This window comes from Sinorhizobium glycinis, assembly GCF_001651865.1.
In the GTDB taxonomy this organism is placed as follows: domain Bacteria; phylum Pseudomonadota; class Alphaproteobacteria; order Rhizobiales; family Rhizobiaceae; genus Sinorhizobium; species Sinorhizobium glycinis.
Window position 1 is genome coordinate 317,279 of record NZ_LPUX01000053.1, and the last position, 25,679, is coordinate 342,957.

At 62.5% G+C, this 25,679-nt stretch carries 24 protein-coding genes; 8 read left to right on the forward strand and 16 right to left on the reverse strand.

Going from position 1 to position 25,679, the window contains the following annotated elements:
* The first annotated feature begins 102 nt into the window (after nucleotides 1–102).
* Complete coding sequence (locus AU381_RS06445; RefSeq protein WP_064240935.1) at nucleotides 103–2,106, forward strand: PhoX family protein; 2,004 nt, start codon at nucleotides 103–105, stop codon at nucleotides 2,104–2,106.
* Between the two features lie 54 nt (nucleotides 2,107–2,160).
* Here the strand turns inward: AU381_RS06445 and recO are convergent, their stop codons facing one another.
* Nucleotides 2,161–2,907, reverse strand: a complete 747-nt coding sequence (gene recO / locus AU381_RS06450; protein ID WP_174552519.1) for a DNA repair protein RecO — start codon at nucleotides 2,905–2,907, stop codon at nucleotides 2,161–2,163.
* A gap of 217 nt (nucleotides 2,908–3,124) precedes the next feature.
* On the opposite strand from recO, the gene AU381_RS06455 reads away from it, so the two are divergent.
* Nucleotides 3,125–3,871, forward strand: a complete 747-nt coding sequence (locus AU381_RS06455; protein WP_064240937.1) for a L,D-transpeptidase — start codon at nucleotides 3,125–3,127, stop codon at nucleotides 3,869–3,871.
* A gap of 108 nt (nucleotides 3,872–3,979) precedes the next feature.
* Here the strand turns inward: AU381_RS06455 and AU381_RS06460 are convergent, their stop codons facing one another.
* Both AU381_RS06460 and AU381_RS06465 read right to left on the reverse strand, forming a co-directional pair.
* A complete protein-coding gene (locus tag AU381_RS06460; protein WP_064240938.1) occupies nucleotides 3,980–4,342 on the reverse strand; it encodes a VOC family protein in 363 nt (120 codons plus the stop codon).
* A gap of 12 nt (nucleotides 4,343–4,354) precedes the next feature.
* Nucleotides 4,355–4,837, reverse strand: a complete 483-nt coding sequence (locus AU381_RS06465; protein ID WP_064240939.1) for an SRPBCC domain-containing protein — start codon at nucleotides 4,835–4,837, stop codon at nucleotides 4,355–4,357.
* A gap of 51 nt (nucleotides 4,838–4,888) precedes the next feature.
* Between AU381_RS06465 and AU381_RS06470 the strand changes: the two genes are divergently transcribed.
* The 3 genes from AU381_RS06470 to rkpK all read left to right on the forward strand — a co-directional run bounded on the left by AU381_RS06470 (nucleotide 4,889) and on the right by rkpK (nucleotide 7,763).
* On the forward strand, nucleotides 4,889–5,221 hold the full coding sequence (locus AU381_RS06470) for an ArsR/SmtB family transcription factor (RefSeq protein WP_064240940.1): 333 nt from the start codon (nucleotides 4,889–4,891) through the stop codon (nucleotides 5,219–5,221).
* A gap of 71 nt (nucleotides 5,222–5,292) precedes the next feature.
* On the forward strand, nucleotides 5,293–6,318 hold the full coding sequence (locus tag AU381_RS06475; protein WP_064240941.1) for an NAD-dependent epimerase: 1,026 nt from the start codon (nucleotides 5,293–5,295) through the stop codon (nucleotides 6,316–6,318).
* A gap of 131 nt (nucleotides 6,319–6,449) precedes the next feature.
* Nucleotides 6,450–7,763 carry a UDP-glucose 6-dehydrogenase gene (gene rkpK, locus AU381_RS06480; RefSeq protein ID WP_064240942.1) on the forward strand — a complete coding sequence of 438 codons (1,314 nt, stop codon included), beginning with the start codon at nucleotides 6,450–6,452 and terminating at the stop codon, nucleotides 7,761–7,763.
* A 163-nt stretch (nucleotides 7,764–7,926) separates the two neighbouring features.
* Here rkpK and AU381_RS06485 read toward each other — a convergent pair whose 3' ends face one another.
* The 3 genes from AU381_RS06485 to AU381_RS06495 all read right to left on the reverse strand — a co-directional run bounded on the left by AU381_RS06485 (nucleotide 7,927) and on the right by AU381_RS06495 (nucleotide 12,305).
* Nucleotides 7,927–8,241, reverse strand: a complete 315-nt coding sequence (locus AU381_RS06485; protein WP_064240943.1) for a hypothetical protein — start codon at nucleotides 8,239–8,241, stop codon at nucleotides 7,927–7,929.
* 240 nt (nucleotides 8,242–8,481) lie between these two features.
* Complete coding sequence (locus AU381_RS06490; protein ID WP_082909677.1) at nucleotides 8,482–10,785, reverse strand: Tex family protein; 2,304 nt, start codon at nucleotides 10,783–10,785, stop codon at nucleotides 8,482–8,484.
* A gap of 263 nt (nucleotides 10,786–11,048) precedes the next feature.
* Nucleotides 11,049–12,305: a cyclopropane fatty acid synthase gene (locus tag AU381_RS06495; protein ID WP_064240944.1), complete on the reverse strand. Its 1,257-nt coding sequence runs from the start codon at nucleotides 12,303–12,305 to the stop codon at nucleotides 11,049–11,051.
* Nucleotides 12,306–12,961: 656 nt separating this feature from the next.
* On the opposite strand from AU381_RS06495, the gene AU381_RS06500 reads away from it, so the two are divergent.
* Nucleotides 12,962–13,960 (forward strand): glycerophosphodiester phosphodiesterase family protein, encoded by a 999-nt coding sequence (locus AU381_RS06500; protein WP_064240945.1) that lies wholly within the window; start codon nucleotides 12,962–12,964, stop codon nucleotides 13,958–13,960.
* Between the two features lie 35 nt (nucleotides 13,961–13,995).
* Here AU381_RS06500 and era read toward each other — a convergent pair whose 3' ends face one another.
* From era to rpoZ, 8 genes are all read right to left on the reverse strand, one after another.
* Complete coding sequence (gene era / locus AU381_RS06505; protein ID WP_064240946.1) at nucleotides 13,996–14,925, reverse strand: GTPase Era; 930 nt, start codon at nucleotides 14,923–14,925, stop codon at nucleotides 13,996–13,998.
* Nucleotides 14,926–14,933: 8 nt separating this feature from the next.
* Nucleotides 14,934–15,650 carry a ribonuclease III gene (gene rnc, locus AU381_RS06510; RefSeq protein WP_156528575.1) on the reverse strand — a complete coding sequence of 239 codons (717 nt, stop codon included), beginning with the start codon at nucleotides 15,648–15,650 and terminating at the stop codon, nucleotides 14,934–14,936.
* A complete protein-coding gene (lepB, locus tag AU381_RS06515) occupies nucleotides 15,650–16,393 on the reverse strand; it encodes a signal peptidase I (RefSeq protein ID WP_064240948.1) in 744 nt (247 codons plus the stop codon). Before lepB ends, rnc begins: the two co-directional genes overlap by 1 nt.
* Nucleotides 16,394–16,496: 103 nt before the next feature.
* Nucleotides 16,497–16,916 carry a holo-ACP synthase gene (gene acpS, locus AU381_RS06520; RefSeq protein ID WP_064240949.1) on the reverse strand — a complete coding sequence of 140 codons (420 nt, stop codon included), beginning with the start codon at nucleotides 16,914–16,916 and terminating at the stop codon, nucleotides 16,497–16,499.
* Nucleotides 16,913–17,467 carry a DUF2062 domain-containing protein gene (locus AU381_RS06525; protein ID WP_064240950.1) on the reverse strand — a complete coding sequence of 185 codons (555 nt, stop codon included), beginning with the start codon at nucleotides 17,465–17,467 and terminating at the stop codon, nucleotides 16,913–16,915. The genes acpS and AU381_RS06525 overlap by 4 nt, the downstream gene beginning before the upstream one ends.
* Before the next feature lie 251 nt (nucleotides 17,468–17,718).
* A complete protein-coding gene (locus tag AU381_RS27695; RefSeq protein ID WP_064506653.1) occupies nucleotides 17,719–17,871 on the reverse strand; it encodes a DUF3563 family protein in 153 nt (50 codons plus the stop codon).
* A gap of 177 nt (nucleotides 17,872–18,048) precedes the next feature.
* Nucleotides 18,049–20,274 carry a RelA/SpoT family protein gene (locus AU381_RS06530; RefSeq protein ID WP_064240951.1) on the reverse strand — a complete coding sequence of 742 codons (2,226 nt, stop codon included), beginning with the start codon at nucleotides 20,272–20,274 and terminating at the stop codon, nucleotides 18,049–18,051.
* Between the two features lie 104 nt (nucleotides 20,275–20,378).
* Entirely contained in the window at nucleotides 20,379–20,783 is a 405-nt protein-coding gene (gene rpoZ, locus AU381_RS06535; protein ID WP_064240952.1) for a DNA-directed RNA polymerase subunit omega, read from the reverse strand.
* A gap of 465 nt (nucleotides 20,784–21,248) precedes the next feature.
* On the opposite strand from rpoZ, the gene AU381_RS06540 reads away from it, so the two are divergent.
* A complete protein-coding gene (locus AU381_RS06540; protein WP_064240953.1) occupies nucleotides 21,249–21,827 on the forward strand; it encodes a LabA-like NYN domain-containing protein in 579 nt (192 codons plus the stop codon).
* A 114-nt stretch (nucleotides 21,828–21,941) separates the two neighbouring features.
* Here the strand turns inward: AU381_RS06540 and smpB are convergent, their stop codons facing one another.
* Both smpB and dapA read right to left on the reverse strand, forming a co-directional pair.
* Nucleotides 21,942–22,421, reverse strand: a complete 480-nt coding sequence (smpB, locus tag AU381_RS06545; RefSeq protein WP_014327765.1) for an SsrA-binding protein SmpB — start codon at nucleotides 22,419–22,421, stop codon at nucleotides 21,942–21,944.
* On the reverse strand, nucleotides 22,421–23,305 hold the full coding sequence (gene dapA, locus AU381_RS06550) for a 4-hydroxy-tetrahydrodipicolinate synthase (protein ID WP_064240954.1): 885 nt from the start codon (nucleotides 23,303–23,305) through the stop codon (nucleotides 22,421–22,423). The genes smpB and dapA overlap by 1 nt, the downstream gene beginning before the upstream one ends.
* 300 nt (nucleotides 23,306–23,605) lie before the next feature.
* On the opposite strand from dapA, the gene AU381_RS06555 reads away from it, so the two are divergent.
* Complete coding sequence (locus AU381_RS06555) at nucleotides 23,606–25,672, forward strand: lytic transglycosylase domain-containing protein (RefSeq protein ID WP_064240955.1); 2,067 nt, start codon at nucleotides 23,606–23,608, stop codon at nucleotides 25,670–25,672.
* The last annotated feature ends 7 nt before the right edge of the window (nucleotides 25,673–25,679 follow it).

A 25,679-nucleotide genomic window follows, 5' to 3' on the forward strand; every position in this document is an offset into this window, starting at 1 on the left:
CTTCATCGAACTGTCGCAGAACTGTCATCAGCTAGCTGATAGAGCGACGATGGACGCCAACCACCAACGGCGCTTCTATCGTCCTCAAAGGGGAGAATGACCATGGACAAGTACCTCGGCTCGACGGAAGAAACCGAATTCAAGACGCTGACGGAACGCAGGGAGGAACTGGAAGACATCGGCCAGAACTGTTCCGCCAATCCGACCATGGGCGACATCATCAATCGCCGCTTCTCGCGCCGGTCGTTCATTGGCGGCTCGCTCGCGGTTGCTGCGATTTCGACGACGGTTAGCCCGCTTGCGCTGCTCTCCGCCGAGGAAGCGCGCGCCAGCGACAGCGCTTCGCGCTTCGACTTCAAGGAGATCGAAGCCGGCGTCGACGAGAAGCATCACGTCGCCGAAGGCTACGACGCCGACATCCTGCTGCGCTGGGGCGACAAGATCTTCGCCGACAGTCCGGAATTCGATCCGCTGAAGCAGACGGCCGAAGCGCAGAACCGCCAGTTCGGCTACAACAACGACTATGTCGGCTTCATCCCGCTCGACGGCAGCCCGGACCACGGCCTGCTGGTCGTCAATCATGAATACACCAATGCCGAGATCATGTTCCCGAACTTCGCGCGCGTCGAAAAGGTGACCGAGGACGGCAAGGAGGAAGACAAGGTCGTTCTCGGCGAGTACACCAAGGAACTGGTCGATATCGAGATGGCCGCCCACGGCGGCACGGTCATCGAGATCCGCAAGGTGGACGGCAAGTGGCAGCCGGTTCTCGACGGCAAGTACAACCGCCGCATCACGGCCAATACCGAGATGCAGCTTTCCGGTCCGGTGGCCGGTCATGACCGCGTCAAGACCTCCGCCGACCCGAGCGGCAAGAAGGTTTTCGGCACCATCAACAACTGCGCCGGCGGCGTTACCGCCTGGGGCACCTACATGATGGCCGAGGAAAACTTCAACGGCTATTTCGGCGGCGAGCTCGCCGAGGATCATCCGGAATTCAAGCAGTTGAAGCGCCTCGGCGCGCCGGGCGGCCAATATGAGTGGTCGAAATTCTATGACCGCTTCGACGTATCGAAGGATCCGAACGAGGCGAATCGCTTCGGCTGGGTCGTCGAGGTCGATCCGCTGGACCCGACTTCAGTGCCGAAGAAGCGCACGGCGATAGGCCGCTTCAAGCACGAGGGCTGCGAATCGATCGTCAACAAGGATGGCCGCGTCGTTCTCTATAGCGGCGACGACGAGCGTTACGACTATGTCTACAAGTTCGTGACCAAGGGCACCTACAACCCGGACGATCGCGCCGCCAACATGGACCTCTTCGACGAAGGCACGCTCTACGTGGCGAAGTTCGACGAGGACGGCACCGTCACCTGGATGCCGATCGTCCATGGCGAGGGTCCGCTGACGGCCGAGAACGGCTTTGCTTCGCAGGCCGACGTGCTGATCAACACCCGTCTTGCCTCCGATGCGCTCGGCGCGACCAAGATGGACCGGCCGGAAGACATCCAGCCGAATGCAAAGACCGGCAAGGTCTATGTCATGCTGACCAACAACACCAAGCGCAAGGAGGAAGAGGCGGATGCTGCCAATCCGCGCGCCAAGAACGCCTTCGGCCACATCGTCGAGATCTCCGAGACGGACGGAGACTTCGCCTCGACGAAATCCAAGTGGGACATCCTGCTGAAGTGCGGTGACCCGAGCGTTGCGGATGTGGGCGCCTCCTTCTCGACCGCGACGACGAAGAACGGCTGGTTCGGCATGCCGGACAACTGCGCAATCGACGCGGACGGCCGCCTGTGGGTTGCGACCGACGGCAACAACGAGAAGGAGACGGGCCGCACCGACGGCGTCTGGGCCGTCGAAACGGAGGGCGAAGGCCGCGGCACCTCGAAGCTGTTCTTCCGGGTTCCGGTCGGCGCGGAAATGTGCGGCCCGAGCTTCAACCCGACGAGCGACACCTTCTTCCTTGCCGTTCAGCACCCGGGCGATGCCGGCCTCGCCACCTATGAGAAGCCGGCCACGCGCTGGCCCGACTTCCGCGACGACATGCCGGTGCGCCCGGCCGTGGTCGCCGTGACCAAGCAGGGCGGCGGCAAGATCGGCTAATCAGGTTCGCAGACTTCAGGCGCCGCATAAGATGTGCGGCGCCTTTTCTTATGTTCATGCCGCGGAGGGTGCGGCTGGCTTCAGCGCCTTCAGCGTCGCATGAACGAAACCGTCGCGCGCCGAGGAAACGTCGACACCGCGCGGTTCATAGACGTGGCGATTGAGGAAATACGCGGTGAGTCGGAAGGCTGCGGCGAGGCTGTCGTGATCGGCCGCGCTGTGCGCTCCAGACAGGAAATCCGGAAGGGCGAGCATGCGCTCCGCATAGGGTGCGCCCGCCGCACGGCTGACGGCGCGGCCAGTTTTCGGCGAAACGTAGACAAGTTCGGCCCGGCTTCCGGTCGCCGCGCATTCCGAAAGGTCGAGCCCGAAGCCGAGATCGTTCAACACCGCCAGTTCGAAGCGCACGAACAATTCGCCGGCATCGGCCGGGTCCTGAAGGTGATCGACGATGACGGCGAGCGCCTCGTAGAGATGCGGATGCGGATCGCGCTCCGGCAGCAGTCTCAGGAGGGCGCCGAGCGCCTGGATGCCGTAGACCGAAGTTGCCGCCTCCATTAGCCTCGCCGCCCTGAGTTCGAGCGGCTCGACGCGGAATTCGCCGAGATGCTCGTCGAGCCGCGCCCGCCAGGTCACCTCCACCGAATTGCCCGGCTGCAGCACCGGCTGCATCGCCCGCGACCGGCCGGAGCGCACGAGACCCAGGTGCCGCCCGTGTGCGGACGTCATGACCTCGGCGATGACAGAGCTTTCGCCGTGCCGCCGGACGCCGAGGATGATGGCCTGATCGCTCCATTGCATGGAAAAGGCATACACCTGGGGCGGAAGGCGGATCAAGCGACGATGACGCGTGCAACGGGGCACGGCAGCGGAGCGGGCCCAATGAAGTGTCCCCTTTTCGCGACATGTTCGCCGCACTACAATTCTGTCATTACCTGCCGAATCGCGGCCATGCTTCACTCGCGAGTCGACGCTGGCTGCCGATCTCGAAATTGGCATCATCAGGTTTGTCTGGAGTATGTGTGTGTTCCGCCTCGCCCAGCTTCTCACGCTCCTCCTTGTTCTAGCCGCACTGGCGGGTTGCGCGACGAGTGCCGCCCAGCCGCCCCGGCCGAGAGGACCGGATCCCTATTTCACAACGATGTACGGACCGCAGCCGGACGAGGCATTCCCGCTGCCTGCGACGGACATCAGCAAGGTCGATCCGCGCTATCTCCGCCAGCAGGTGCCCTACGTCACCCACGAGCCGCCTGGCACGATCGTCATCGACACGCCGAACAGACACCTCTATCTCGTGCAGGGCGGCGGCATGGCATTGCGCTACGGCATCGGTGTCGGCAAGGCAGGGCTGGAATTTGCCGGCGAGGCGCGGATCGGCCGCAAAGCGCAATGGCCCCGCTGGATACCGACATCGGACATGGTCGCCCGCGAGCCGGAACGTTACGGGCCTCTCGCCGGCGGCATGGATCCGGGTCCCACCAATCCGCTTGGGCCGCGCGCGCTCTATCTATACCAGGGCAACCGCGACACATTGTTCCGCATCCACGGCACGACCGAGGCGTGGTCGATCGGCAGTGCCGTCTCGAGCGGCTGCATCCGCATGTTCAATCCAGACGTCATCGATCTATACAACCGAGTGCCGGAGGGGACCCGGGTAGTGGTTATCCAGGCGGAAGAGCCGATGAGTGCGCCGATGCCGCCGATCGAGCCTCCGATTGACGCGCCGGTCGAAGCAGCGGCAGACAACCCGCTGCTTTCGTTCTAAAGCGCGTCGCGTTCAAACGGGCTCACGCGACGCGCTGTAGGTCTTTGTTTTGATGCATGTCGTTATCCCAAAACCGCTACACACTTTTGGGCGGCATGCATTAGCGTATCACCAAGCGTCCGGCGTGCGCACGAGATGCACGATATTGGCGGGATTCATTACCCAGCCGCCGCGAAAGCCCTCGCCCAGCTCCTCCACAGCATCGCAGCGCACCGCCCCGTTCGCCGCAAGATGGGTCAATGCCCGTTCGTGGTCGTCCGTGAACAGCTCCAGCCATACCTCCGCCTGGCTCAAATGCGGCATTTCATCGATCCAAAGACGGTTCGGACCGAGGATGAAGCCCTTGGCCGGCTGCTTCTCGTCGAATGGCGGCAGGCCGACGACGTCGCGGTAGAAGGCGACCACGGCCTCGTACTCATGGCTCGGTACCTTCATGGCGATGTTGATGCCGCCCCTTATCTCCACTGCCATCGCGCGCTCCTCCTATGTCTGCGGCTCGAGCGCCGGCTTGCCGGAGAGCTCGCTGACATAATAGCCTTCCCTGAGGTTGATGCCGTATTCGACCCAGGCCTTCATGCAGGCGAGCATCTGGGACCAGCCCTCGCAGTTGAGATAGGAGCTCTTCTGCCCCTGCTCGTTCTCGCGCCAGCCGCTTTCGGCAATGGTCACCATTGTGGCGCCGTCCTCGAGCGGCTGGAATCGCATTTCGACTCGCGTCTGGTACGGGGCTTCTTCCTTCGCAACCATCGCATCCCAGCGGAAGACGATCCGCTCATTGGGCTCGACGACTTCCACTTCGACCGGCACTTCGCCCCACCAGGTCACGGTGGCGCCGGCGAGCAATGGCCCGCTTATGCCGCCGAGCGTCACGAAATAGCGGCCGAGCTTATCGGGATTGACCACCGCGTCGAAGACCTGCTCGACGGGACGGGCAATTCGCCCGTTCACACGAAATTCGAAAGCCATGACGACCTCCTCTCGATTGTGTCGGCGCATAATATGTTATAAAAATATAACATGTCAAATGATTCGAAGGACGATGCGGTTTTCAAGGCGCTCGCCAACGGCCTGCGCCGGCAGATTCTCGATGCGCTGAAGGAGGCGCCCCGGACGACAGGCATGTTGTGCGAGCGATTTTCCGATCTCGACCGCTGTACCGTGATGCAGCACTTGAAGGTGTTGGAAGAGGCAAATCTCGTTCTGGTCAGGCGCGACGGCCGGGAGCGATGGAACCACCTGAATGCCTTGCCCATCCAGGCCATTCACGACCGCTGGATCAGCCGGTATTCGGGCCACGCGATGTCCGTGCTCACCGCCTTGCAACAGCAACTCGACGGCGAGCCGGAGTGACTGTTTCGTCTTTCCATTGCCCGGCTTTCTTCGTATGAACGATCAAGTTCAAGAAAACTGGGATAATTTCCGTGCGTTACCTCATCACCGGCACCGCAGGTTTCATCGGCTTTCACATCGCCAAGCGGCTGATAGACGATGGGCATTTCGTGGTCGGCTTCGACGGCATGACGCCCTATTACGACGTGACGCTCAAGGAACGCCGCCACGCGATCCTTGAGCGTTCCAACGGCTTCAAAGCGGTAACCGCGATGCTCGAGGACCGCGATGCCCTCGACCGCGCCGCAGAGCTTGCAGAGCCGGAGGTCATCATCCACCTCGCCGCGCAGGCGGGCGTTCGTTACAGCCTTGAAAACCCGAAGGCCTATGTGGACGCGAACCTTGTCGGTTCATGGAACATCCTCGAGCTTGCCAGGGCGATCGGCCCGAAGCATCTGATGCTGGCATCGACCTCGTCGATTTACGGCGCCAACGAGAAGATACCCTTTGCCGAGGCGGACCGGGCCGACGAGCCGATGACGCTCTATGCGGCGACGAAGAAATCGATGGAGCTGATGGCCCACAGCTACGCCCATCTCTACAAGGTGCCGACCACCGCCTTTCGCTTCTTCACCGTCTATGGCCCCTGGGGAAGGCCAGACATGGCGCTCTTCAAATTCGTCGATGCCATCCTCAACGGCCGGCCGATCGATATTTATGGCGAGGGCCGGATGAGCCGCGACTTCACCTATATCGACGATCTGGTCGAGGGCATCCTGCGGCTTTCCCACGTCGCACCCTCAGAAGCCAATCGCGTCGACCTGGACCTGGCGCAGGACACGCTTTCCCGCCACGCGCCGTTCCGCGTCGTCAATGTCGGAGGCGGCCAGCCGGTGGAGCTGATGACTTTCGTCGAAACCGTCGAGAGGGCCGTCGGTCGCCAAGCTGTGCGCAATATGCTGCCGATGCAGATGGGCGACGTGCCGCGCACCTACGCGTCCCCGGACCTGCTCGAAGCGCTGACCGGCTTCAAGCCGACCATGCCCATCGAGGAGGGCATCGCCCGCTTCGTCGAATGGTATCAACAATATTATCGCCCTGCAGGAACCACCGCCTGAGGACAACCGGGCGATTTGTCGCGCCGGAAAACTCCCCTGTCATTTGCAGGTCGAAAAACGGTCCTATTTGCCTATCAATGGATGAGTAGCTCCCAAGGCTCAACAAGGACCCAACAACAAAGGAAGAGCGGATGAAGATTACGATGATTGGCGCCGGCTATGTCGGCCTCGTGTCCGGTGTTTGTTTCGCGGATTTCGGCCACGATGTCGTCTGCCTCGACAAGGACGAAGGCAAGATCGCGGCCCTCAAGAAGGGTGAGATCCCGATTTTCGAGCCGGGTCTCGACCATCTTGTGGCCAGCAACGTCGCTGCAGGACGCCTGCACTTCACCACTGATCTCGCTTCGGCCGTTGCCGACAGCGAAGTCATCTTCATCGCCGTCGGAACGCCGTCGCGGCGCGGCGACGGCCACGCGGACCTCTCCTATGTCCATGCCGCCGCGCGCGAGATCGCGGCGAATCTCAATGGCTTTACCGTCGTCGTCACCAAATCGACCGTGCCGGTCGGCACCGGCGACGAGGTCGAACGCATCATCCGCGAAACCAATCCTGATGCGGACTTTGCCGTCGTCTCCAACCCGGAGTTCCTGCGCGAGGGCGCGGCGATCGATGATTTCAAGCGGCCGGACCGCATCGTCATCGGCCTTGCGGACAACGATCAGCGGGCCCGCGACGTGATGACCGAAGTCTATCGCCCCCTGTATCTGAACCAGGCCCCCCTCGTCTTCACTTCCCGTCGCACCTCCGAACTGATCAAATATGCGGGCAACGCCTTCCTGGCGATGAAGATTACCTTCATCAACGAGATGGCCGATCTTTGCGAAAAGGTCGGCGCCAATGTCCAGGATGTCGCCCGCGGTATCGGCCTCGACGGGCGTATCGGCGCCAAGTTCCTGCATGCCGGCCCGGGCTACGGCGGCTCGTGCTTCCCCAAGGACACCTTGGCACTGGTCAAGACCGCGCAGGATCACGACAGTCCGGTACGGCTGGTCGAGACTACCGTCGCGATCAACGACAACCGCAAGCGGGCTATGGGCCGCAAGGTGATTACCGCGGTCGGCGGCGATGTGCGCGGCCGCAAGGTCGCCGTGCTCGGCCTCACCTTCAAGCCGAACACCGACGACATGCGCGACAGCCCGGCGATCGCCATCGTCCAGACGCTGCAGGATGCGGGCGCCAGAGTGACGGGCTACGACCCGGAGGGCATGGAGAACGCGCGCAAGGTCATCGACGGCCTCGACTGTGCGACCGATCCCTATGATGCGGCGGCGGAAGCGGATGCACTGGTGATCGTCACCGAGTGGAACGAGTTCCGGGCACTGGACTTCACGCGGCTGAAACGCACCATGAGCACACCGTTGCTCGTCGATCTGCGCAACATCTACCGCAAGGAGGAGATCGCCCGGCACGGCTTCACCTATGCCAGCGTCGGCCGACCGGACTGACCGGCGAAAAAGACTGGCGGGAGCAGGACATGCTCGTCCCGCTCCCGCTTTTGAGATCTGGAGCTGAAACGATGGTCAATGGGCTCGGGATTTCGCGCGCTGGCGAGCGCGCCATCGCGCATGGAGTGAACAAGACGCACCGCCGGAAAAGCGATCCGGCTGCTTAGGCTTTGGGGCCTACGGGAATAATCGTCTCCCAGCTCTTGCCGGCGAGAATCACGCAGCTTCGGCCCGAGACGTCGGTTATGATCAAGGTCCAGCTGCCGCTATCGGCGGCGTAGAGTTCCATGACCGCCTGCTGATTGATCATTCCAACCGCGGCTTGCTTCTCGGCGTATTGTCGAGTGAGAAACTCGATCACCTGCGAGCGCTCGGCGCAATTCACGACACCTTGCGCGCCTGCTGTTTGGGGATATACGCTTACCGCCGCCGCCAAGACGACGGCGCACGGAAGGCCGCGGATCACATTGCGTACCATGACGCACCTCCTTTCGCCGGGAGCCCCGGCGGAAGAGGATTTTCCGCTGACCTGTTCCGCCGTAGACCGGCATTTCCGTGGCGACACTGCCCGCGACGAACCAACATCGCCACGAAATCAGTATGACGGAGGGCAGGTTATATTTCAATTAGCTAATAAATAGATCATTGCCTGCACCCGTCGCGCCACTCGCCGATGAGCACGTAACGATCCGTGGCGCGGGGCCGTTCCATGCCCCGCTCATTTTTTCTTCATTGCTTCCATCAGCGCCGCACCAAATGCGCCCTGAGCCGGCGCCTGCTTGCCTGCTGATCTGACGGCTGCATTACGATTGCCACCGTTCGGCGACGGTCCCCTTGCCTCGCGCCCGCCACCATCGGCACCGTCATCCTTGCGCATGCTCAACCCGATGCGCTTGCGCGCCACATCGATCTCGGTGACGCGGACCCGCACCACGTCGCCGGCCTTCACGACCTCATGCGGATCCTTGACGAAACGATCGGCGAGCTGGGAAACATGCACGAGCCCGTCCTGATGCACGCCGATATCGACGAAGGCTCCGAAGGCCGCGACATTGGTCACCGTCCCTTCGAGCTGCATCCCGACCTTCAGGTCCTTGATGTCGTCGACCCCCTCGGCGAAGGTCGCCGTCTTGAAGCTCGGGCGCGGATCGCGGCCCGGCTTCTCCAGTTCGGAAAGAATGTCCTTGACAGTCGGCAGGCCGAAACGTTCGTCGACGAAAGTGCGCGGATCGAGCGCCTTCAAAGCCGCACTGTCTCCCATCAGGGAGCGCACGTCGCGGCCGCAGGCGGCGACGATCTTCTTGGCCACGCCATAGGCCTCCGGATGAACGGCCGAGGCGTCAAGCGGCTCGGAACCGTTGGAAATCCGCAGGAAACCGGCGCATTGCTCGAAGGTGCGGGCACCGAGGCGCGGCACCTTGAGGAGTTGCTGCCGGTTTGCGAAGGCGCCCATCGCATCGCGATGCGCGACGATCGCTTCCGCCGATGATTTTCCCAGGCCCGAAACACGTGCCAGCAAGGGTGCCGATGCGGTGTTGAGATCGACCCCGACGGCATTCACCGCATCCTCGACGACCGCATCCAGGGAACGGCTGAGATGCGTCTGGTCGACGTCGTGCTGGTACTGGCCGACGCCAATCGATTTCGGTTCGATCTTGACCAGTTCGGCAAGCGGGTCCTGCAGTCTTCGGGCGATGGACACGGCACCGCGCAGCGAGACGTCCAGATTCGGAAATTCCGCCGCCGCCGTTTCCGAAGCGGAATAGACGGAAGCGCCCGCCTCGGAGACGATTACCTTGGTCGGCTTCGGCGCCGCCATCTGCGCGAGCATATCGGCGACGAGCTTCTCGGTTTCGCGGCTGCCGGTGCCGTTGCCGATGGCGATCAGCTCGACCTTGTGTTTGCGGACGAGCGCCGCGAGCTCCGCCTGGGTGCCCCGAATGTCGTTCTTCGGAGGGAACGGGTAAACCGTCGTCGTGTCGAGCAGTTTGCCGGTGCCGTCGACGACCGCGACCTTGACGCCGGTCCGGATGCCGGGATCGAGACCCATGGTCGGACGTGAGCCGGCGGGCGCAGCAAGCAACAGGTCCTTGAGGTTGCGTGCGAAGACGCGGATCGCTTCCTCCTCGGCCCGCTCGCGCAACTCGCGCATCAGATCGAGCGAGAGCGACAGTGAAAGCTTGACCCGCCAGGTCCAGCCGATGACGTCCAGCAGCCATTTGTCGCCGGGCAGGTGCGCGCCGACGTCGTACGCGGCGGCAATCATGCGCTCGACGGGTTTTTGTTGAGATGCCGCGTCCTGGTCGACGACGATGTCGACCGACAGGATTTCTTCGTTCCAGCCGCGCAGCATCGCCAGGGCGCGGTGACCAGGCGCCGTCGCCCAGCGCTCCGAGTGATCGAAATAGTCCGAGAACTTCGCGCCTGTCTCCTGCTTGCCGTCGACGACCTTGGCTCTCAGGAACGCCGCCTCCCGCATATGATTGCGCAGGCGCCCGAGGAGGTCGGCGTTTTCGGTCATGGCTTCGGCAATGATGTCGCGGGCGCCGTCGAGTGCCGCCTTTGCGTCCGGGACCTCGGCGGAGAGGAAGGCCGCCGCCCGATCGGCGGGCACAATCGAGCGATCGGCGAGGATCGCCTCGGCGAGGGGCCCGAGCCCCCGCTCCCGGGCAATCTCCGCCTTGGTCCGCCGCTTCGGCTTGTAAGGCAGGTAGATATCCTCGAGTTCGGCCTTGGTAACGGCGACAGCGATCTTGCCTTCCAGCTCGTCTGTGAGCTTACCTTGGCCGCGGATCGATTCGAGGATGGACGCCCGGCGCGCTTCGAGTTCGCGCAGATAGGCGAGCCGCTCCGAGAGGGTGCGCAATTGCGTGTCGTCGAGACCACCGGTAACCTCCTTGCGGTAGCGGGCGATGAAAGGCACCGTCGCGCCGGCGTCGAGAAGCTCGACGGCGGCGCCGACCTGCGCGGCAGTTGCCTTGATCTCGCTTGCAATGATGGCGGCGATGGGCTTTGCGGTCATCTCTCTCGTTCCGTCTGCTGTTTCAGGCCGGACCATAGTGGCGCAGACGATGAAGGCCAAGTGAGGGCCGCGATTGGGTCAGTCGCACTCCACAGAAGATAGGAGATGACTTAAAGACTGGCATGCCCCTCATCCGCCTGCCGGCACCTTCTCCCCGCAAGCGGGGCGAAGGGGCAAGCTGCGCGCTCTCCGTCCCCTCGCCCCGCTTGCGGGGAGAGGGCTAGGATGAGGGGCTATTTCGCCTGCCTGTAAGCGGGGCAGCGCTAGACCGCCACCAATTCCAGCCGCGAGCGCGTCTTCTCGAATTCCAGCAATTCGCGCTCCTTCGCTTCGATGTAATCGCGCGAGACCGGCACCGTCTCCAGTGATGGCGAAAGCTGCAGCTGGAAGATGAAGTGCCTGTCATAGAGGAAGGCGGTCTCGGAAGCGGCGAGATAGAACTCCCACATCCGGAAGAAGCGCTCGTCATAGAGCTTCACCGCTTCATCTCGGCGTGCGACGAAGCGCTCGCGCCAGGCCCTGAGCGTCCAGGCATAGTGCATCGGCAGGATCTCGATATCCTTGACGAGCAGGCGCGTGCTCTCGACCGGCGGCAAGACCTCGGAAAGCGCGGGGATGTAGCCGCCCGGGAAGATGTATTTTTCGATCCACGGGTTGGTTGCCCAGGGCTTGTAGACCTGGCCGATCGAATGAAGCAGCATGACGCCGTCGGGTCTCATCAATTCCTTCATCTTGCGGAAGAAATTGCCGTAGTTGCCGATGCCTACATGTTCGAACATGCCGACGGAGACGACGCGGTCGAACTGCCGTCCCTGCATGGTGCGGTAATCCTGCAACTCGAACCGCACGCGATCGGAAAGTCCGCGCCTGGCGGCGCGTTCCCGCGAGACCTTCAGTTGCTCTTCGCTCAATGTGATGCCGGTGACTTCGACTCCCGTCGCCTCGGCAAGGTACATCGCCAGGCCTCCCCAGCCTGAACCGACTTCCAGCACCTGCTGACCGGGCTCGAGCAGCAGCTTCGCCGCGATATGGCGTTTCTTGGCGCGTTGCGCCTCGTCGAGCGAAATGCCCGGCGGATGAAAATAGGCGCAGGAATATTGCCAGTCCTCGTCCAGGAAGAGGTTGAAGAGCTTGCCGTCCAGATCGTAGTGGTGCGCAACGTTGTAGCGGTTGCGGTTGACCGGCAGCCGGCTTTTCATCTGCTGGCGCAGTACATGCCAAAGACCGACGAGGGAGTTGGCGAAGGTCGCCGCCTTTTGCACACCATTGTTCTTGATGATGGACAGGACATCGAAAATATCTCCCTCTTCGACCACCACACGGCCGTCCATGTACATCTCCCCGAATTTCAGGCCCGGGTCGTGCAGTATCGCCCTTTCCGCCTCGGCGTCCGCTATGCGGATGGCTGCGGGCTTTCCCGTGCCGTCACCCAGGACGACTTTTTTTCCCGATGAAAAAATGACCGTCAAAGTTCCCTTCTGGACAAGACGGCGAAGCAACTTCAACAATGCTGCATTCATTTCCAACCTCAGCGCCAGACCTACACGGACCATGTTGGTTCTTCCGCATGGAGCGCACGGTTCGGTCGGCTTCCGGAAAGGTGCGCGCCAGTCGACAGCGACGGTGGGTCCAGAAGCAGCGAGAAACCGGTTCGGGCAAGCCTCACGGTCTCCGGCGGGCCGGCGCCGTGCATGAGGCACGGGCTGCAACCGGGATGTCGTCAGGCCAGCCTCTTCAGGCTCCTATCCATCAGAACTTCCATTAACTTAGCGGTGTTCGGCGGTTAATCAATGGGGCTGTTTTGTGGCCCCTCAAGGATTTGTTTCCTTAGTAGATGTTGAAGCAAATCGAGCGTCGGCCGAGCAGCGTAGCCGCCAGTATACCCCACCCGCGACGTCGAAACGGACCAGGGTCATAAACAGAGGGATATCCGCGTCGTCGAAACCGTTGTTCATCCCCCTTGCGGCGATATCATCCTTGACCCTGGACGAGTTGCGGCAGCTAAGTTCTCCGGCGGCATTGCATCGGGCGGCACGGAAGCCTACCTCCCATAGGGCCCACTACCGGTCAACCGCGCGAAGATGACAGCTTGTTCGCAGTCCGCATGACAGGGAGCGTGGGAGCGCACGTTCGGCGTCGCCACAGAGCAAAGCGCGGTACGAGAGGAGGACTTACGATGAGGAAGTTTGCCGTCATCGCCGTCGTCGCGGTCATCATCGTCGGCGTCGTCTGGGTCCTCAACACATCCTACCTGGCAGCGCCGCCGGCCGGTGCGGCTAAAGTCGTCGCCCATCGCGGCATCCATCAGGTCTATAATCCGGACGGAGTGGGCAACGACACCTGCACGGCTCAGCGCATCGAACCACCCCGTCATGGCTATCTCGAGAACACCATCGCGTCCATGCGCGCGGCCCTCGACAGCGGCGCCGAGGTGATCGAACTGGACGTGCATCTCACACCGGATCGCCAGTTCGCCGTCTTCCACGACTGGACGCTCGACTGCCGCACCAATGGAGCGGGTGTCACCGAGGAGACGCCGATGGCCAAGCTGAAAACGCTCGACATCGGCTACGGCTACACGGCCGATGGTGGCAAGACCTTTCCCTTCCGCGGCCAGGGAGAAGGCCAGATGCCGACACTGACGGAGGTCTTTGCAGCCCTGCCCCACGGCCGTTTCCTGATCAATTTCAAGAGCGAGCGGCGGGAGGAAGGCGCTACCCTGGCGGTCATGCTGCGATTTCGGCCGGAGTGGCGCAAGCTGGTCTTCGGGGTATACGGAGGCAGAACGCCGACCCAGGAGGCCCTGCGGCTCGTAACAGGGCTGAGGGGCTACGACAGGCGCTCCACCATGGCCTGCCTCGGCCGCTACGCCGCCTATGGCTGGACCGGAATGGTGCCGGATGCGTGCCGCGACACGTTGATCGTCGTGCCCGCCAATTACGCGCCTTTCCTGTGGGGCTGGCCCTATCGGTTTGCCGCCCGGATGCAGGCCGCCGGAAGCGAGATCATCCTGCTTGGGCCCGATAGCGGCGGCGAGTTCACCTCCGGCATCGACAGCGCCGATGAGCTCGCACTCGTTCCGGAGAATTTTTCCGGCTACGTCTGGACCAACCGGGCCGAGACGATCGGGCCGCTGCTGAACAAGAGACTCGCTGCCTCGAACGACCAGAAATAGCGGACGGCACTCCGGCGCCGACCACGTAAAAGCGGCTACTTCGGAAAATCGAGGCCCATTTCGCGGAAGCGCTCCGGATCGTCGCCCCAGTTCTCGCGCACCTTGACGAAGAGGAAGAGATGCACGGGCTGCTCCAGGATCTCGGAAATTTCCTTCCGGGCTGCGGTCGATATCGCCTTGATCGCCTCCCCTCCCTTGCCCAGCGCGATCTTCTTCTGGCTGTCGCGCTCGACATAGATCACCTGCTCGATGCGCACCGAGCCGTCCTTGCGCTCTTCCCATTTCTCCGTCTCGACGTGAGACGCGTAGGGAAGCTCCTGATGCAGGCGCAGGAACAGCTTCTCGCGGGTGATTTCGGCTGCGAGCTGGCGCATCGGCAGGTCGGAGATCTGGTCCTCCGGATAGTACCACGGCCCCTCCGGCAGCGCCGTGGCGAGATAATCCATGAGGTCCTTGCAGCCGGAGCCGTTGAGCGCCGAGATCATGAAGGTGCGCTCGAAGGAAACGGCTTCGTTGGCGGCCGCCGCAAGCTTCAAGAGGTCCTCGGAGCGCACCCGGTCGATCTTGTTGAGCACAAGGATCTTCGGTTGGGGAACGTCCTTCAGGGCTTCGAGGATCGCTTCGGCATCCCCCTTCAGGCCGCGCTCGCTGTCGATCAGCAGCACGATCAGATCGGCGTCCTTTGCGCCGCCCCAGGCCGAAGTCACCATGGCGCGATCGAGCCGGCGGCGCGGCTTGAAGATGCCGGGCGTGTCCATGAACACGATCTGGGTGTTGTCGTGGATGGCAATGCCACGAATGATCGCCCGCGTCGTCTGCACCTTGTGGCTGACGATCGATACCTTCGCGCCGACCAGGTGGTTCACCAAAGTCGATTTGCCTGCATTCGTCGCGCCGATCAGCGCCACGAAGCCCGAGCGGGTCGCCGTGGTTTCGGCGCCCGTGTCCTGTTCCTTGTCCGTCATGGCTTCCGTCAATTCCCGGCAGACCGTTTCTGCCAAACACCTTCGCGTTCCAGCAATCGCATGGCGGCGACCTGCTCGGCGCCGCGCTTCGAGCGATCGGTCCCCGTTTCCGGCGCGATCCCGTCGACCTCTACGGTCACCGTGAAGCGCGGATCGTGGTCCGGACCGGAGCGATCATCCGTCCTGTATCTCGGCGCGGCGCCGAACCTGGCATGCGCCCATTCCTGCAATTCCGTCTTGGCGTCACGGCGCGCACCGTCGGCGCTCGCCGCGCGACCGGCCCAGTGCCGCAACACGAAGCGACGCGCTGCCTCCAGGCCGCCATCGAGATAGATCGCGGCGATCAGCGACTCTACCACATCGGCCCGCACATTCATCATGTGCTTGCCGGTGATCTTCTTCACGTCGGAGCCGGTGCGAATGTACTCGTGCAGCGACAGTTCATCCGCAACATTGGCGCAGCTTTCGGCACTGACAAGCTGATTCAAGCGAACCGACAGTTCTCCCTCATTGGCATCGAGAAAGGTCTGGAACAGAAGTTCGGCGACGCAAAGCCCGAGCACGCGGTCGCCCAGGAATTCAAGGCGCTGATAGTTGCTCGCCCGCGCATTGCGGGCGCTGGAATGCGTCAGCGCGCGGTCGAGGCGCTCCTTCTCGGCGAACTGATAACCGATCGCGGCTTCGAGCCTCGCCCGATCCTCCGCGCTCAGCGAGCGGCCCTTCATCATTCGACAACCTTGAACAGCCGGTCGTAACGCAGATTCGCCGGCCAACTCCAGACCTTCAGGAAGGATGTGCCGTTGCCGAGCGAGAAGAAGATCATGCTGGCGCGGCCGACCAGGTTTTCCGCCGGCACGAAGCCGACGTCAAAGCGGCTGTCGGAGGAATTGTCCCTGTTGTCGCCCATCATGAAATAATGGCCTTCCGGCACCAGGAACTCGCGGGTGTTGTCACCACTGGAGTCCGGGAACTGGTCGAGGGTGTCATAGGTGACACCCGTGTCCATCGTCTCGCGATAGACCGGTACGTCGCCGCCGGTGTCGTATTTGTCGTCTGCACGGAAAGTACCATCAGGGATACGATCGACCGGCTTGTCGTTGACATGCAGCACGCCGTTCCTGACCTGAATGCGGTCGCCGGGAAGGCCTACGACGCGCTTGATGTAGTCGATGTCCGGGTTGGGCGGAAAGCGGAAGACGGCGATATCGCCGCGCTTCGGCTCGCTGGCAAAGATCCGGCCGCTGAAAAGGTCCGGCGAAAAGGGCAGCGAGTATTTCGAATAGCCGTAGGCGAACTTGTTGACGAAGATATAGTCGCCGACGAGGAGCGTCGGCATCATCGAGCCGGACGGGATCGTGAAGGGCTGGAAGAAAACGGTGCGGATGACCAAAGCCAGGAGCAGCGCCTGAATAATGACCTTGACATTCTCCCAGAGGGCGCTCTGGTGCGTTTCTGTCTTTTCTTCCACGCTCAGTTCTTCCTTGTCATCCTGCCGGGCAATCGCATCTATATGCTCACCGGATTACTTCGCTTCAAGCGAAGGCGGGAGCCGGCACTATCCCGGCAGTGCTCTAAACCGTTCCCTCGGCGGGGGCAACCGGGAGCGCCTCGATAATCACGAAAGCTTGTGCAAGCGGGAAATCATCGGTGATCGTCAGATGAATGGCGGCGCGATGTCCGACGGGCAGCATCTCCTGAAGGCGAGCTGCCGCACCGCCGGTCAATTGCATCGTCGGCTTTCCGCCCGGCATGTTGACGACGCCCATGTCCTTCCAGAAGACGCCCTGGGCGAGCCCGGTGCCCAGGGCCTTCGAACAGGCCTCCTTGGCGGCGAAGCGCTTGGCGTAGGAAGCCGCGCGGTTCTTGCGCGCATCCGACTTGGCGATCTCGATGTCGGTGAAACAGCGATTGACGAAGCGCTCGCCAAAACGTTCGAGCGAATTTTCGATGCGGCGAATGTCTATGAGGTCGCTGCCGATGCCGATGATCATGACGTGTATCCGGCCTTTTGCAGACGCTCCCGCCGACGCACCTGGAAGATCCGGGCGGTCTGGAAAGCGAGCGGGTAGAAGATCGAGGCGCCGGCCAGCGCAAGGGCCAGCGAGCCGACGAGCGTCGGCTTGAGTACCGGCCCCCAAAGCTCGCCGATCTGCATGTGCTCGACCAACCGGGCGATCTCCGCCGAGCCGACGCTCGGACCGGCCTGCGGACCGGTGAGAGCGGTGCCGATCTCGTAGGACGCCGCCAGGATAACGGGAATGGTGATTGGATTGGCGAGTGCAGTGGTGATCACGGCCGCCACCAGATTCCCGGAGAAGAGCCACGCGAGGATGATGGCAAGGACGATGTGCAAGCCGAACAACGGCGTGCAGGCAGAAGCAGCGCCCGCGGCCACGCCGACGGCGATCGAATGAGGAGAGGAATTCAGGCGAAGAATGCGCAGGGCGATATAACGCGGACCGCGCGACAGCCCTTTGCGCGGCCAGACGAAGGCGCGAAGCCTTTCGGAAATCGTGACCGGTTCTCTGCGCCTAAATAGCATTCTGACGTTGTCGCATCGTGAAACCGCCCATCGGCGCAAGACGGCCCGCCCGCCTTTTTGACGGGCGCAAGATAGGCGCCGGACCCGCCAGGCGCAAGGCTGTGCCGCGGACGGGCGAAACACGCATCCGAGCCATTCGGTAAACGCATAGCTCGAGATCGTCTTCTCGCAACGTCGCGCCGTACTCCCAGGCCGCCAGGGAAGCCGGATCCTTCGGATCCGGGAACCGTCGCGCGGGCGCCGCCTGCGGATCAGAAACCCTTACGGAACAGGCCGCGGTCGATCTGGCGCTGACGGTACTCGAGGTCGATGCGGTCGACCGAACCGTTCAGATAGGCGATCTCGCGCTCCGCGACGGTAGGAATGTGCAGGGCACGGGTGATTTTCTTCAACTGCTTGAACATGGCAAACCTCTTCGTTTACCTCCCGAGCCGAAAGTAATTTAGCGATCGGTGTTCCACCAGCGTCATGATCAATCGGCAGCCATGCGTGTTGCGCATGGCATGCCGATTCAACGTTGCCCACTGCTCAAGAAGAAGGCAGAGAAAGCAGACCGATGCCCGCACCGACCTCGGCGCGGCCTATTCGAAGAGGCGCTTGATCATCGAAATGCAGGGCAATTCCTTGAGCTGCGTCATCAGGTGATTGAGCTGTCGCAGATCCCAGACCTCGAGATCGAACTGCAATTCGCTGAAATCAGCGGCCACGCGGCCCATGGAAAGGGAGCGGATGTTCACGTCGCTCGTGGCGATTGCCTGCGCGATCTCCGCCAGGGTGCCTGGCTCGTTCAGCGCGCTGACGGCGATTCGCGCCATGAAGCGGCTATTGTTGGCCTCGTCGAGGTCCCAGCGAACGTCGATCCAGCGCTCCGGCTCCTCGTCGAATTTCTGCAGGATCGGCGACTGGATGGGATAGATGGTGATCCCCTTGTCCCTGTCCATGATACCGACGATGCGATCGCCGGGAACGGCCCCCGCTGGACTGAAATGCACCTCGGCATTGCCGGATAGGCCGCGGATCGGCAGCGCCTCCGGTCCCTCCACCTGCCCCGCCGCGGCGACCTCCTTCGAGCGCTCCGGCAGTTTGAAGACCATGCCTGCGGCGCTGCGCATGTTGAACCAGCCGTCGTCGGCACTCGGCTTGACGGTCACGCGTTCGTCCTGGTGATCGGGGAAGACAGCACGCAACACGTCGAGCGAGGAGAGTTCGCCGCGGCCGACCGCGGCGATCGCATCCTCGACTTCCTTCTGGCCAAGCCGGTGCAGCGCCGGCTTCAGCCCCTCGCGCGAGAAGATCTTGCCGGCTCGTTCGAAGGTGCGCTCCAGGATGCGGTAGCCAAGACCCGCATATTGCTTGCGAATTGCGGCACGGGTGGCGCGCCGGATCGCCGCGCGCGCCTTGCCGGTGACGACGATCTCCTCCCAGGCGGGCGGCGGCACCTGGATGCCCGAGCGGATGATCTCGACCTCGTCGCCATTGTTGAGGCGGGTGACGAGCGGCATGATGCGGCCGTTGATCTTGGCGCCCACGCAGGTGTCGCCGATATTGGTGTGCACCGCATAGGCGAAGTCGATCGGCGTCGCGCCACGCGGCAGTGCGATCAACTGTCCCTTGGGGGTGAAGCAGAAAACCTGATCCTGGAAGAGCTCGAGCTTGGTGTGCTCCAGGAATTCCTCGGGATTGTCGCCTTCGGCGAGCGACTCGATCGTGCGGCGCAGCCAGGCGTAGGCATTCGACGTCGGAGACCGTGTCGGGTCACCGGTGACAGCGTCGCGGTCCTTGTAAAGCGCATGGGCGGCGATGCCGTATTCGGCGATCTCATGCATGCGCCTGGTGCGGATCTGCAGTTCGATGCGTTGGCGCGACGGCCCGATGATCGTCGTGTGGATCGACTGATAGTCGTTCTGCTTCGGCGTCGAGACATAGTCCTTGAAGCGGCCGGGAACGACGCGCCAGCGGGTATGCACGATGCCGAGCGCCCGATAGCAGGAGGGGATATCGTCGACGACGATGCGGAAGCCCCAGACATCCGACAGCTGCTCGAAGGAAAGCGATTTCGACTGCATCTTGCGGAAGACGGAATAGGGCTTCTTCTGACGTCCCTTCACCTGCGCATTCTTCAAGCCTTCGGCCTGCAGCAGCTCGCTCAGCTCCTCCTCGATCTTCTTGATTAGGCCCTCGTTGCGCTGGGAGAGCTCTTCCAGTCTCCTCGTGACGGTCTCGTAGGCCTCCGGATTGATATGGCGGAAGGCGAGGTTCTCGAGCTCCTCGCGCATGTCCTGCATGCCCATGCGCCCAGCCAGCGGCGCATAGATGTCCATCGTCTCCTCGGAAATGCGCGCGCGTTTTTCAGCCGACATGTGCTCGAGGGTGCGCATGTTGTGCAGCCGGTCCGCGAGCTTCACCAGGAGCACGCGAACATCATCCGATATCGCCAATAGAAGCTTGCGCAGGTTCTCCGCCTGCTTGGCCTTCTTGGTGACGAGATCGAGCTTCTTGATCTTCGTCAGGCCTTCGACAAGCGCCCCGATGTCCTCGCCGAAGAGTTCGTCGATCTCCTGCCGCGTCGCGGTCGTGTCCTCGATCGTGTCATGCAGCAGCGCAACGGCGATCGTGGATTCGTCGAGATGCATTTCCGTGAGAATCGCCGCCACTTCCAGGGGATGGGAAATGTAAGGATCGCCGCTTGCCCGCTTCTGCTGGCCGTGTTTCTGCATGGCATAGACATAGGCCTTGTTCAGCAAGGCCTCGTTCACGTCGGGCTTGTATTTCTGCACGCGCTCAACGAGCTCGTATTGGCGCATCATCCGCAGGCGGCTCCATCAAAGTCAGACAAACAAAAAGTGCGCCAATCATATGAGTGGCGCACTGCTTCGAAAACACGTTTGGAACGTCTGTTCGCGAACGGATCTCAGTAGTCGTCGCTCTTTTCCGGAGGTACCAGCCCTTCGATGCCGGCCAACAGCTCCTCTTCGGACATGCGATCGAAGGTCAGCGCTTCCGGCTGGTCTTCGTCTTCCGCAGCCTCCGCAAAAGCAGCGGGTTCCGCCTGAGCGATCGCGGCCGCGTCGGGCTCGGGCTCGTCCACTTCCACATGCTTCTGCAGGGAATGGATCAGATCTTCCTTGAGATCGCCGGGCGAAAGGGTCTCATCGGCGATCTCACGCAGGGCAACAACCGGGTTCTTGTCGTTGTCGCGGTCGACCGTGATGGGGGCGCCCTGCGAGATCAGGCGTGCGCGGTGGCTGGCAAGCAGGACGAGTTCGAAACGGTTTTCGACCTTGTCGATACAATCTTCGACGGTGACGCGGGCCATGGCCTTGTCCTTTGCGAGAGCGCGGCGGCAGCCGCGGCAGGATTAACGACATGAAACCGGAACAGCCGCGACAGGACGGCACTTGCAGCTCCGATTTCTGGAATTAGCCGCCCGGATACAATCAAAACAGCATAAGTTCAAGTTTTTCCTGCGTCCGGCGCTCACATCATGCCCGGCCTCATGTTAGAATACGACATGCGCGCGATGCGGCCGAGGGATACAGATACGGATTGTATTTCAGGAGCTATCAGCCAAAAACTCCACCAGCAATCGTAAATTGAAGTGTGGATGAACTGGAGCAACTGCTAAAACTTGCTATATGCACCGTACGCCGCTTGGATTAATGCGTGGCATAACTTACATTATTTGCAATATCAGCAATTATTAATGTAATGCACCTATTTTCTGCGCAGCCCCGCCGCGGCGGTCGGGTATAATGCGCAGGGCATGGAAAAGGAAATTACGATGTTCGATCCTCGCGAAAAAATCGCTCTTTTCATCGACGGCGCCAATCTCTACGCCGCCTCGAAGAGCCTGGGCTTCGACATCGATTATCGAAAGCTGCTGAAGGCGTTCCAGAAGCGTGGCTACCTGCTGCGCGCCTATTATTACACCGCCCTTATCGAGGACCAGGAATACTCCTCGATCCGCCCGCTGATCGACTGGCTTGACTACAACGGCTACAAGGTCGTCACTAAACCGGCCAAGGAATTCACGGACTCGCTCGGACGGCGCAAGATCAAGGGCAATATGGATATCGAGCTGGCGATCGACGCCATGGAGCAGTCCGAAACCGTCGATCACCTGGTGATCTTCTCGGGCGACGGCGATTTCACCACACTTGTCGAGGCGCTGCAGCGCAAGGGACGCAAGGTCTCCGTCGTGTCGACGATGTCGACGCAGCCGCCGATGATCGCCGACGACCTGCGTCGCCAGGCCGATCACTTCATCGATCTCGCCACACTCAGGGGCGAGATCGGCCGTGAGCCGTCCGAACGCGTGCCGCGCCCGGCCGAGCCCGTCGCCAACGACGCCGAGCTTTAATATAGAAACCAACGGATCCCGATTAACCCGGCCATCGCGCGAGTGGGAACGACGCGAATCGAGTCCGCTATTTGGTTCCCTCCCGCGGAGAGGGAAGGGCGGCGCGGCAGCGGATCAGCCGCGCTCCTTCAGCAGGCGATTCTTCTGCCGGTTCCAATCGCGCTCCTTGGAGGTCTCGCGCTTGTCGTGCAGTTTCTTGCCCTTGCCGAGCGCCAGTTCCAGCTTCGCCCTGCCCCGCTCGTTGAAATAAATCCTGAGCGGGATCAGCGACATGCCTTCGCGATTGACGGCGCCCTGCAGCCGGTTCACCTCGCGCTTCGACAACAGCAATTTGCGACGACGCCGGGTTTCGTGGTTGAAACGATTGGCCTGGAGATATTCCGGCAGGTAGGAATTGATCAGCCAGATTTCGCCACCCTCGTCGGTCGCGTAGGATTCCGCGATATTGGCCTTTCCCTCGCGCAACGACTTGACCTCCGTGCCGGTCAGCACGAGACCGGCCTCGTAGGTGTCGACGATCTCGTAGTTGAAGCGGGCCTTGCGGTTTTCCGCCACCACTTTCCGGACCGTACGCTCGCTGCCCTTGGGTGCCATCAGTTCATCAATCCTGCATGCCTGAGCGCCGCATCGATCGCCGCTTCGGTCGACGGCTCGAGCGTCGGCAGCAGGGGCGAGCGCACGGCGCGGCTCATCCTCCCGAGGCGATGGAGCGCATACTTCGCGCCGCAGAGGCCGGGCTCGAGGAAGATGGCCTTGTGAAGCGGCATCAACTTGTCCTGATATTCCAGCGCCTTGGCGAAGTCGCCGGCAAGGGTCGCCTCCTGGAATTCGGCGCAGAGACGCGGTGCGACATTGGCAGTCACTGAGATGCAGCCGACACCGCCATGCGCGTTGAAGCCGAGCGCCGTCGCATCCTCGCCGGAGAGCTGGACGAAACTCTTGCCGCAGGCCATGCGCTGCTCGGAAACGCGCTCGATCTTGCCGGTCGCGTCCTTGACACCGATGATCGTCGGATAGGCCTTTGCCAGCGCGGCCATGGTTTCGACGCTCATGTCGACCACCGAGCGACCCGGGATGTTGTAGATCACGATCGGCAGCTTCACGCTTTCGGCGATCGCGGCATAGTGGGCGAAGAGGCCCTTCTGCGTCGGCTTGTTGTAATAGGGCGTCACGACCAGGATTGCATCCGCGCCGGCCTGCTCGGCATGCTGTGCCAGTTCGACCGCCTCGGTCGTGTTGTTCGAGCCGGCGCCGGCGATGACCGGCACGCGCCGCGCCGCCGCTTCGACGCAGAGTTCCACCACCTGCTTGTGTTCGTCATGGGAAAGGGTCGGCGATTCACCGGTCGTGCCGACTGGCACCAGACCGTGGCTGCCCTCTTTTATCTGCCATTCCACATGCGCGGCGAAACTTTCCGCATCCACCGCACCGGTGGACGTGAACGGGGTTACGAGTGCGGGAATGGAACCCTTGAACATGCACAACTCCTGACGGCTGAAGGGGCAAGACACGCGCCCACGCTTTGGCCGCAATCGACGGTTAGAAACTGCCGCACCATAATCATGTGACATGGCCGCGGCAAGCGTCGGACAGGCGCATTTCCTAGCAGTTTCCTGCAATTCGACCGCGCGACGCGCGCCGCTCGGCAGGGGCCAGCCAGGGATGCGGGAGGATTGGCTTTTTGCCGGCGATTGCAGCGACGACGGTTGTCCGCTAACGTTTCGCTGGTGAATCCGGCAGCTAATGAAGTTGAGAGAAACGGGGAAGCACGGGGCTTGATGCGCGGACCACTCTTTCTGCCTGTCGCCGCCATTCTCGGTGCCGCGATGCTGGCGTCCTCCGCCCTTGCAAACGAGACTCGCATACCCGTGCCGACGGGCAAGCCCGGCTCTACCGGCAAATCGGCTCGCGTCGTGGCCAGCGAAGTCACCGGCGCCATACGGGCCGCGGTCGCGCCTGTCGACGGAGATCTTAAAGCCGGCCTCGATGCCCTGTCCGACCGCAACCCAGCCGAGGCGATCACCATCCGCAACCGCATGCGTGCGGCAACGCTCGACCGGCATATCCTCACCTGGGCCATCGCGGTTTCCGGGCAGAAGGACATACCGTCTTACGAGATCGCCGAAGCGCAGCGCGAGCTTCAGGGCTGGCCCGGCCTGAAGACGCTGCGCGACCGTTCCGAGCGGGCGCTCTATCGCGAAAATCCGCGTGCGGCAGACGTGATCGCCGCCTTCGGCTCGACCCGGCCGGAAACGGCGGAGGGCGCCATCATCCTCGCGCGGGCTCTCGTGACCGCGGGGAAGGCCGACGCGGCGGCACAGCACCTCCGTGCTTTCTGGCTAGAGGAGGCGCTGGACACGGATACGGAAAGCAAGATCCTTTCGGAGTTCTCCTCCCTGCTTGCGCCTGCCGACCACAGGCGCCGCATGGAGATGCTTCTCTACCGCAGCCGTGTCGAGCAGGCGCAGCGGTTCAGCGAACTCGGGCAGGCGCAATCGCTCTACAGGGCGTGGGCTGCCGTCATTCGCGGCAATGGCAAGGCGGCGGCTCTGATTAAAGCGGTCGACCCCTCGTGGCGCGACAATCCCGCCTATCTTTTCGTGCGCATCGAACATCTGCGCAAGCAGGAGAAGTTCGAGGACGCGGCAGAGCTCCTCGCCCTGGCGCCGAAGACCAGCAATTCTCTCGTCGATCCCGGCGAATGGTGGACGGAACGAAGGATCGTCAGCCGGGGGCTGCTCGACAAGGGCGATTTCCGCCGAGCCTACCGGGTTGCCGCCAATCACGCCGCAACCGAATCGGCCGACAGGGTCGACGCGGAATTCCATGCTGGGTGGTACGCGCTTCGCGGGCTGGAAGATCCGTCCACGGCAGCTCGTCACTTTCGCAAGATCCTTGAGGCGTCCAGCCGGCCGATTTCTGCGTCGCGAGCCTGGTATTGGCTGGGACGTGCCGCCGAGGCCGGCGGTCCCGGGAGTTCGGACGAGTATTTCGCCAATGCGGCGCGCTATCCAGGCACATTCTACGGCCAACTCGCCGCGGCGCGACTTGGGCGCCCAACCCTCAACGTCACCTATCCCTCGCCTACTCCAGAGGATCGCGCACGACTGGAGGGTCGCGAACCGGTGCGGGCGATCGAACGGCTGGAAGCGGCCGGCCACGGCTGGCGTGCGGAGAGCCTCTACCGGGCGCTCGCTGAAGACCTGACCAGCCCTGGCGAACTCGCCATTCTCTCGGCCCGCGCGGAAAAGGCGGGCAACCACCAGCTGTCCCTGCAGATCGGCAAGATCGCGTTCGGACGCGGCATCGATGTCGCCGCACTCGCCTTTCCGCTCGGCGTCATCCCGTCGGACGCCAATATCAGCGGGGCCGGCAAGGCACTTGCCTACGCGATCGCCCGCCAGGAAAGCGCCTTCAATCCGGCCGCCGTGTCAGCGGCCAATGCCCGCGGCCTGCTGCAGCTTCTGCCGGCGACCGCCAAGGGCGTCGCCAGCCGCTACGGCCTGGCCTATTCCAAGGACCGCCTGACGACGGACGCCGGCTACAACGCAACCCTCGGCTCGCACTATCTCGGCGAGCAGATCGACACGTTCGGCGGCTCCTACATCCTGACGTTCATCGCCTACAATGCCGGACCGGGCCGTGTGCCGGAATGGCTGGAGCGCTATGGCGACCCGCGCGGCAAGCCGATCGACGAGGTGGTCGATTGGATCGAACGCATTCCCTTTCAGGAAACGCGCAACTATGTTCAGCGGGTGATGGAGAACTACCAGGTCTACAAGTCCCGCCTTGGGCAAAAGGCGGACATCGTCGCCGACCTGAGGATGGGCCGCAACCCGTCCTGAGCAGTGG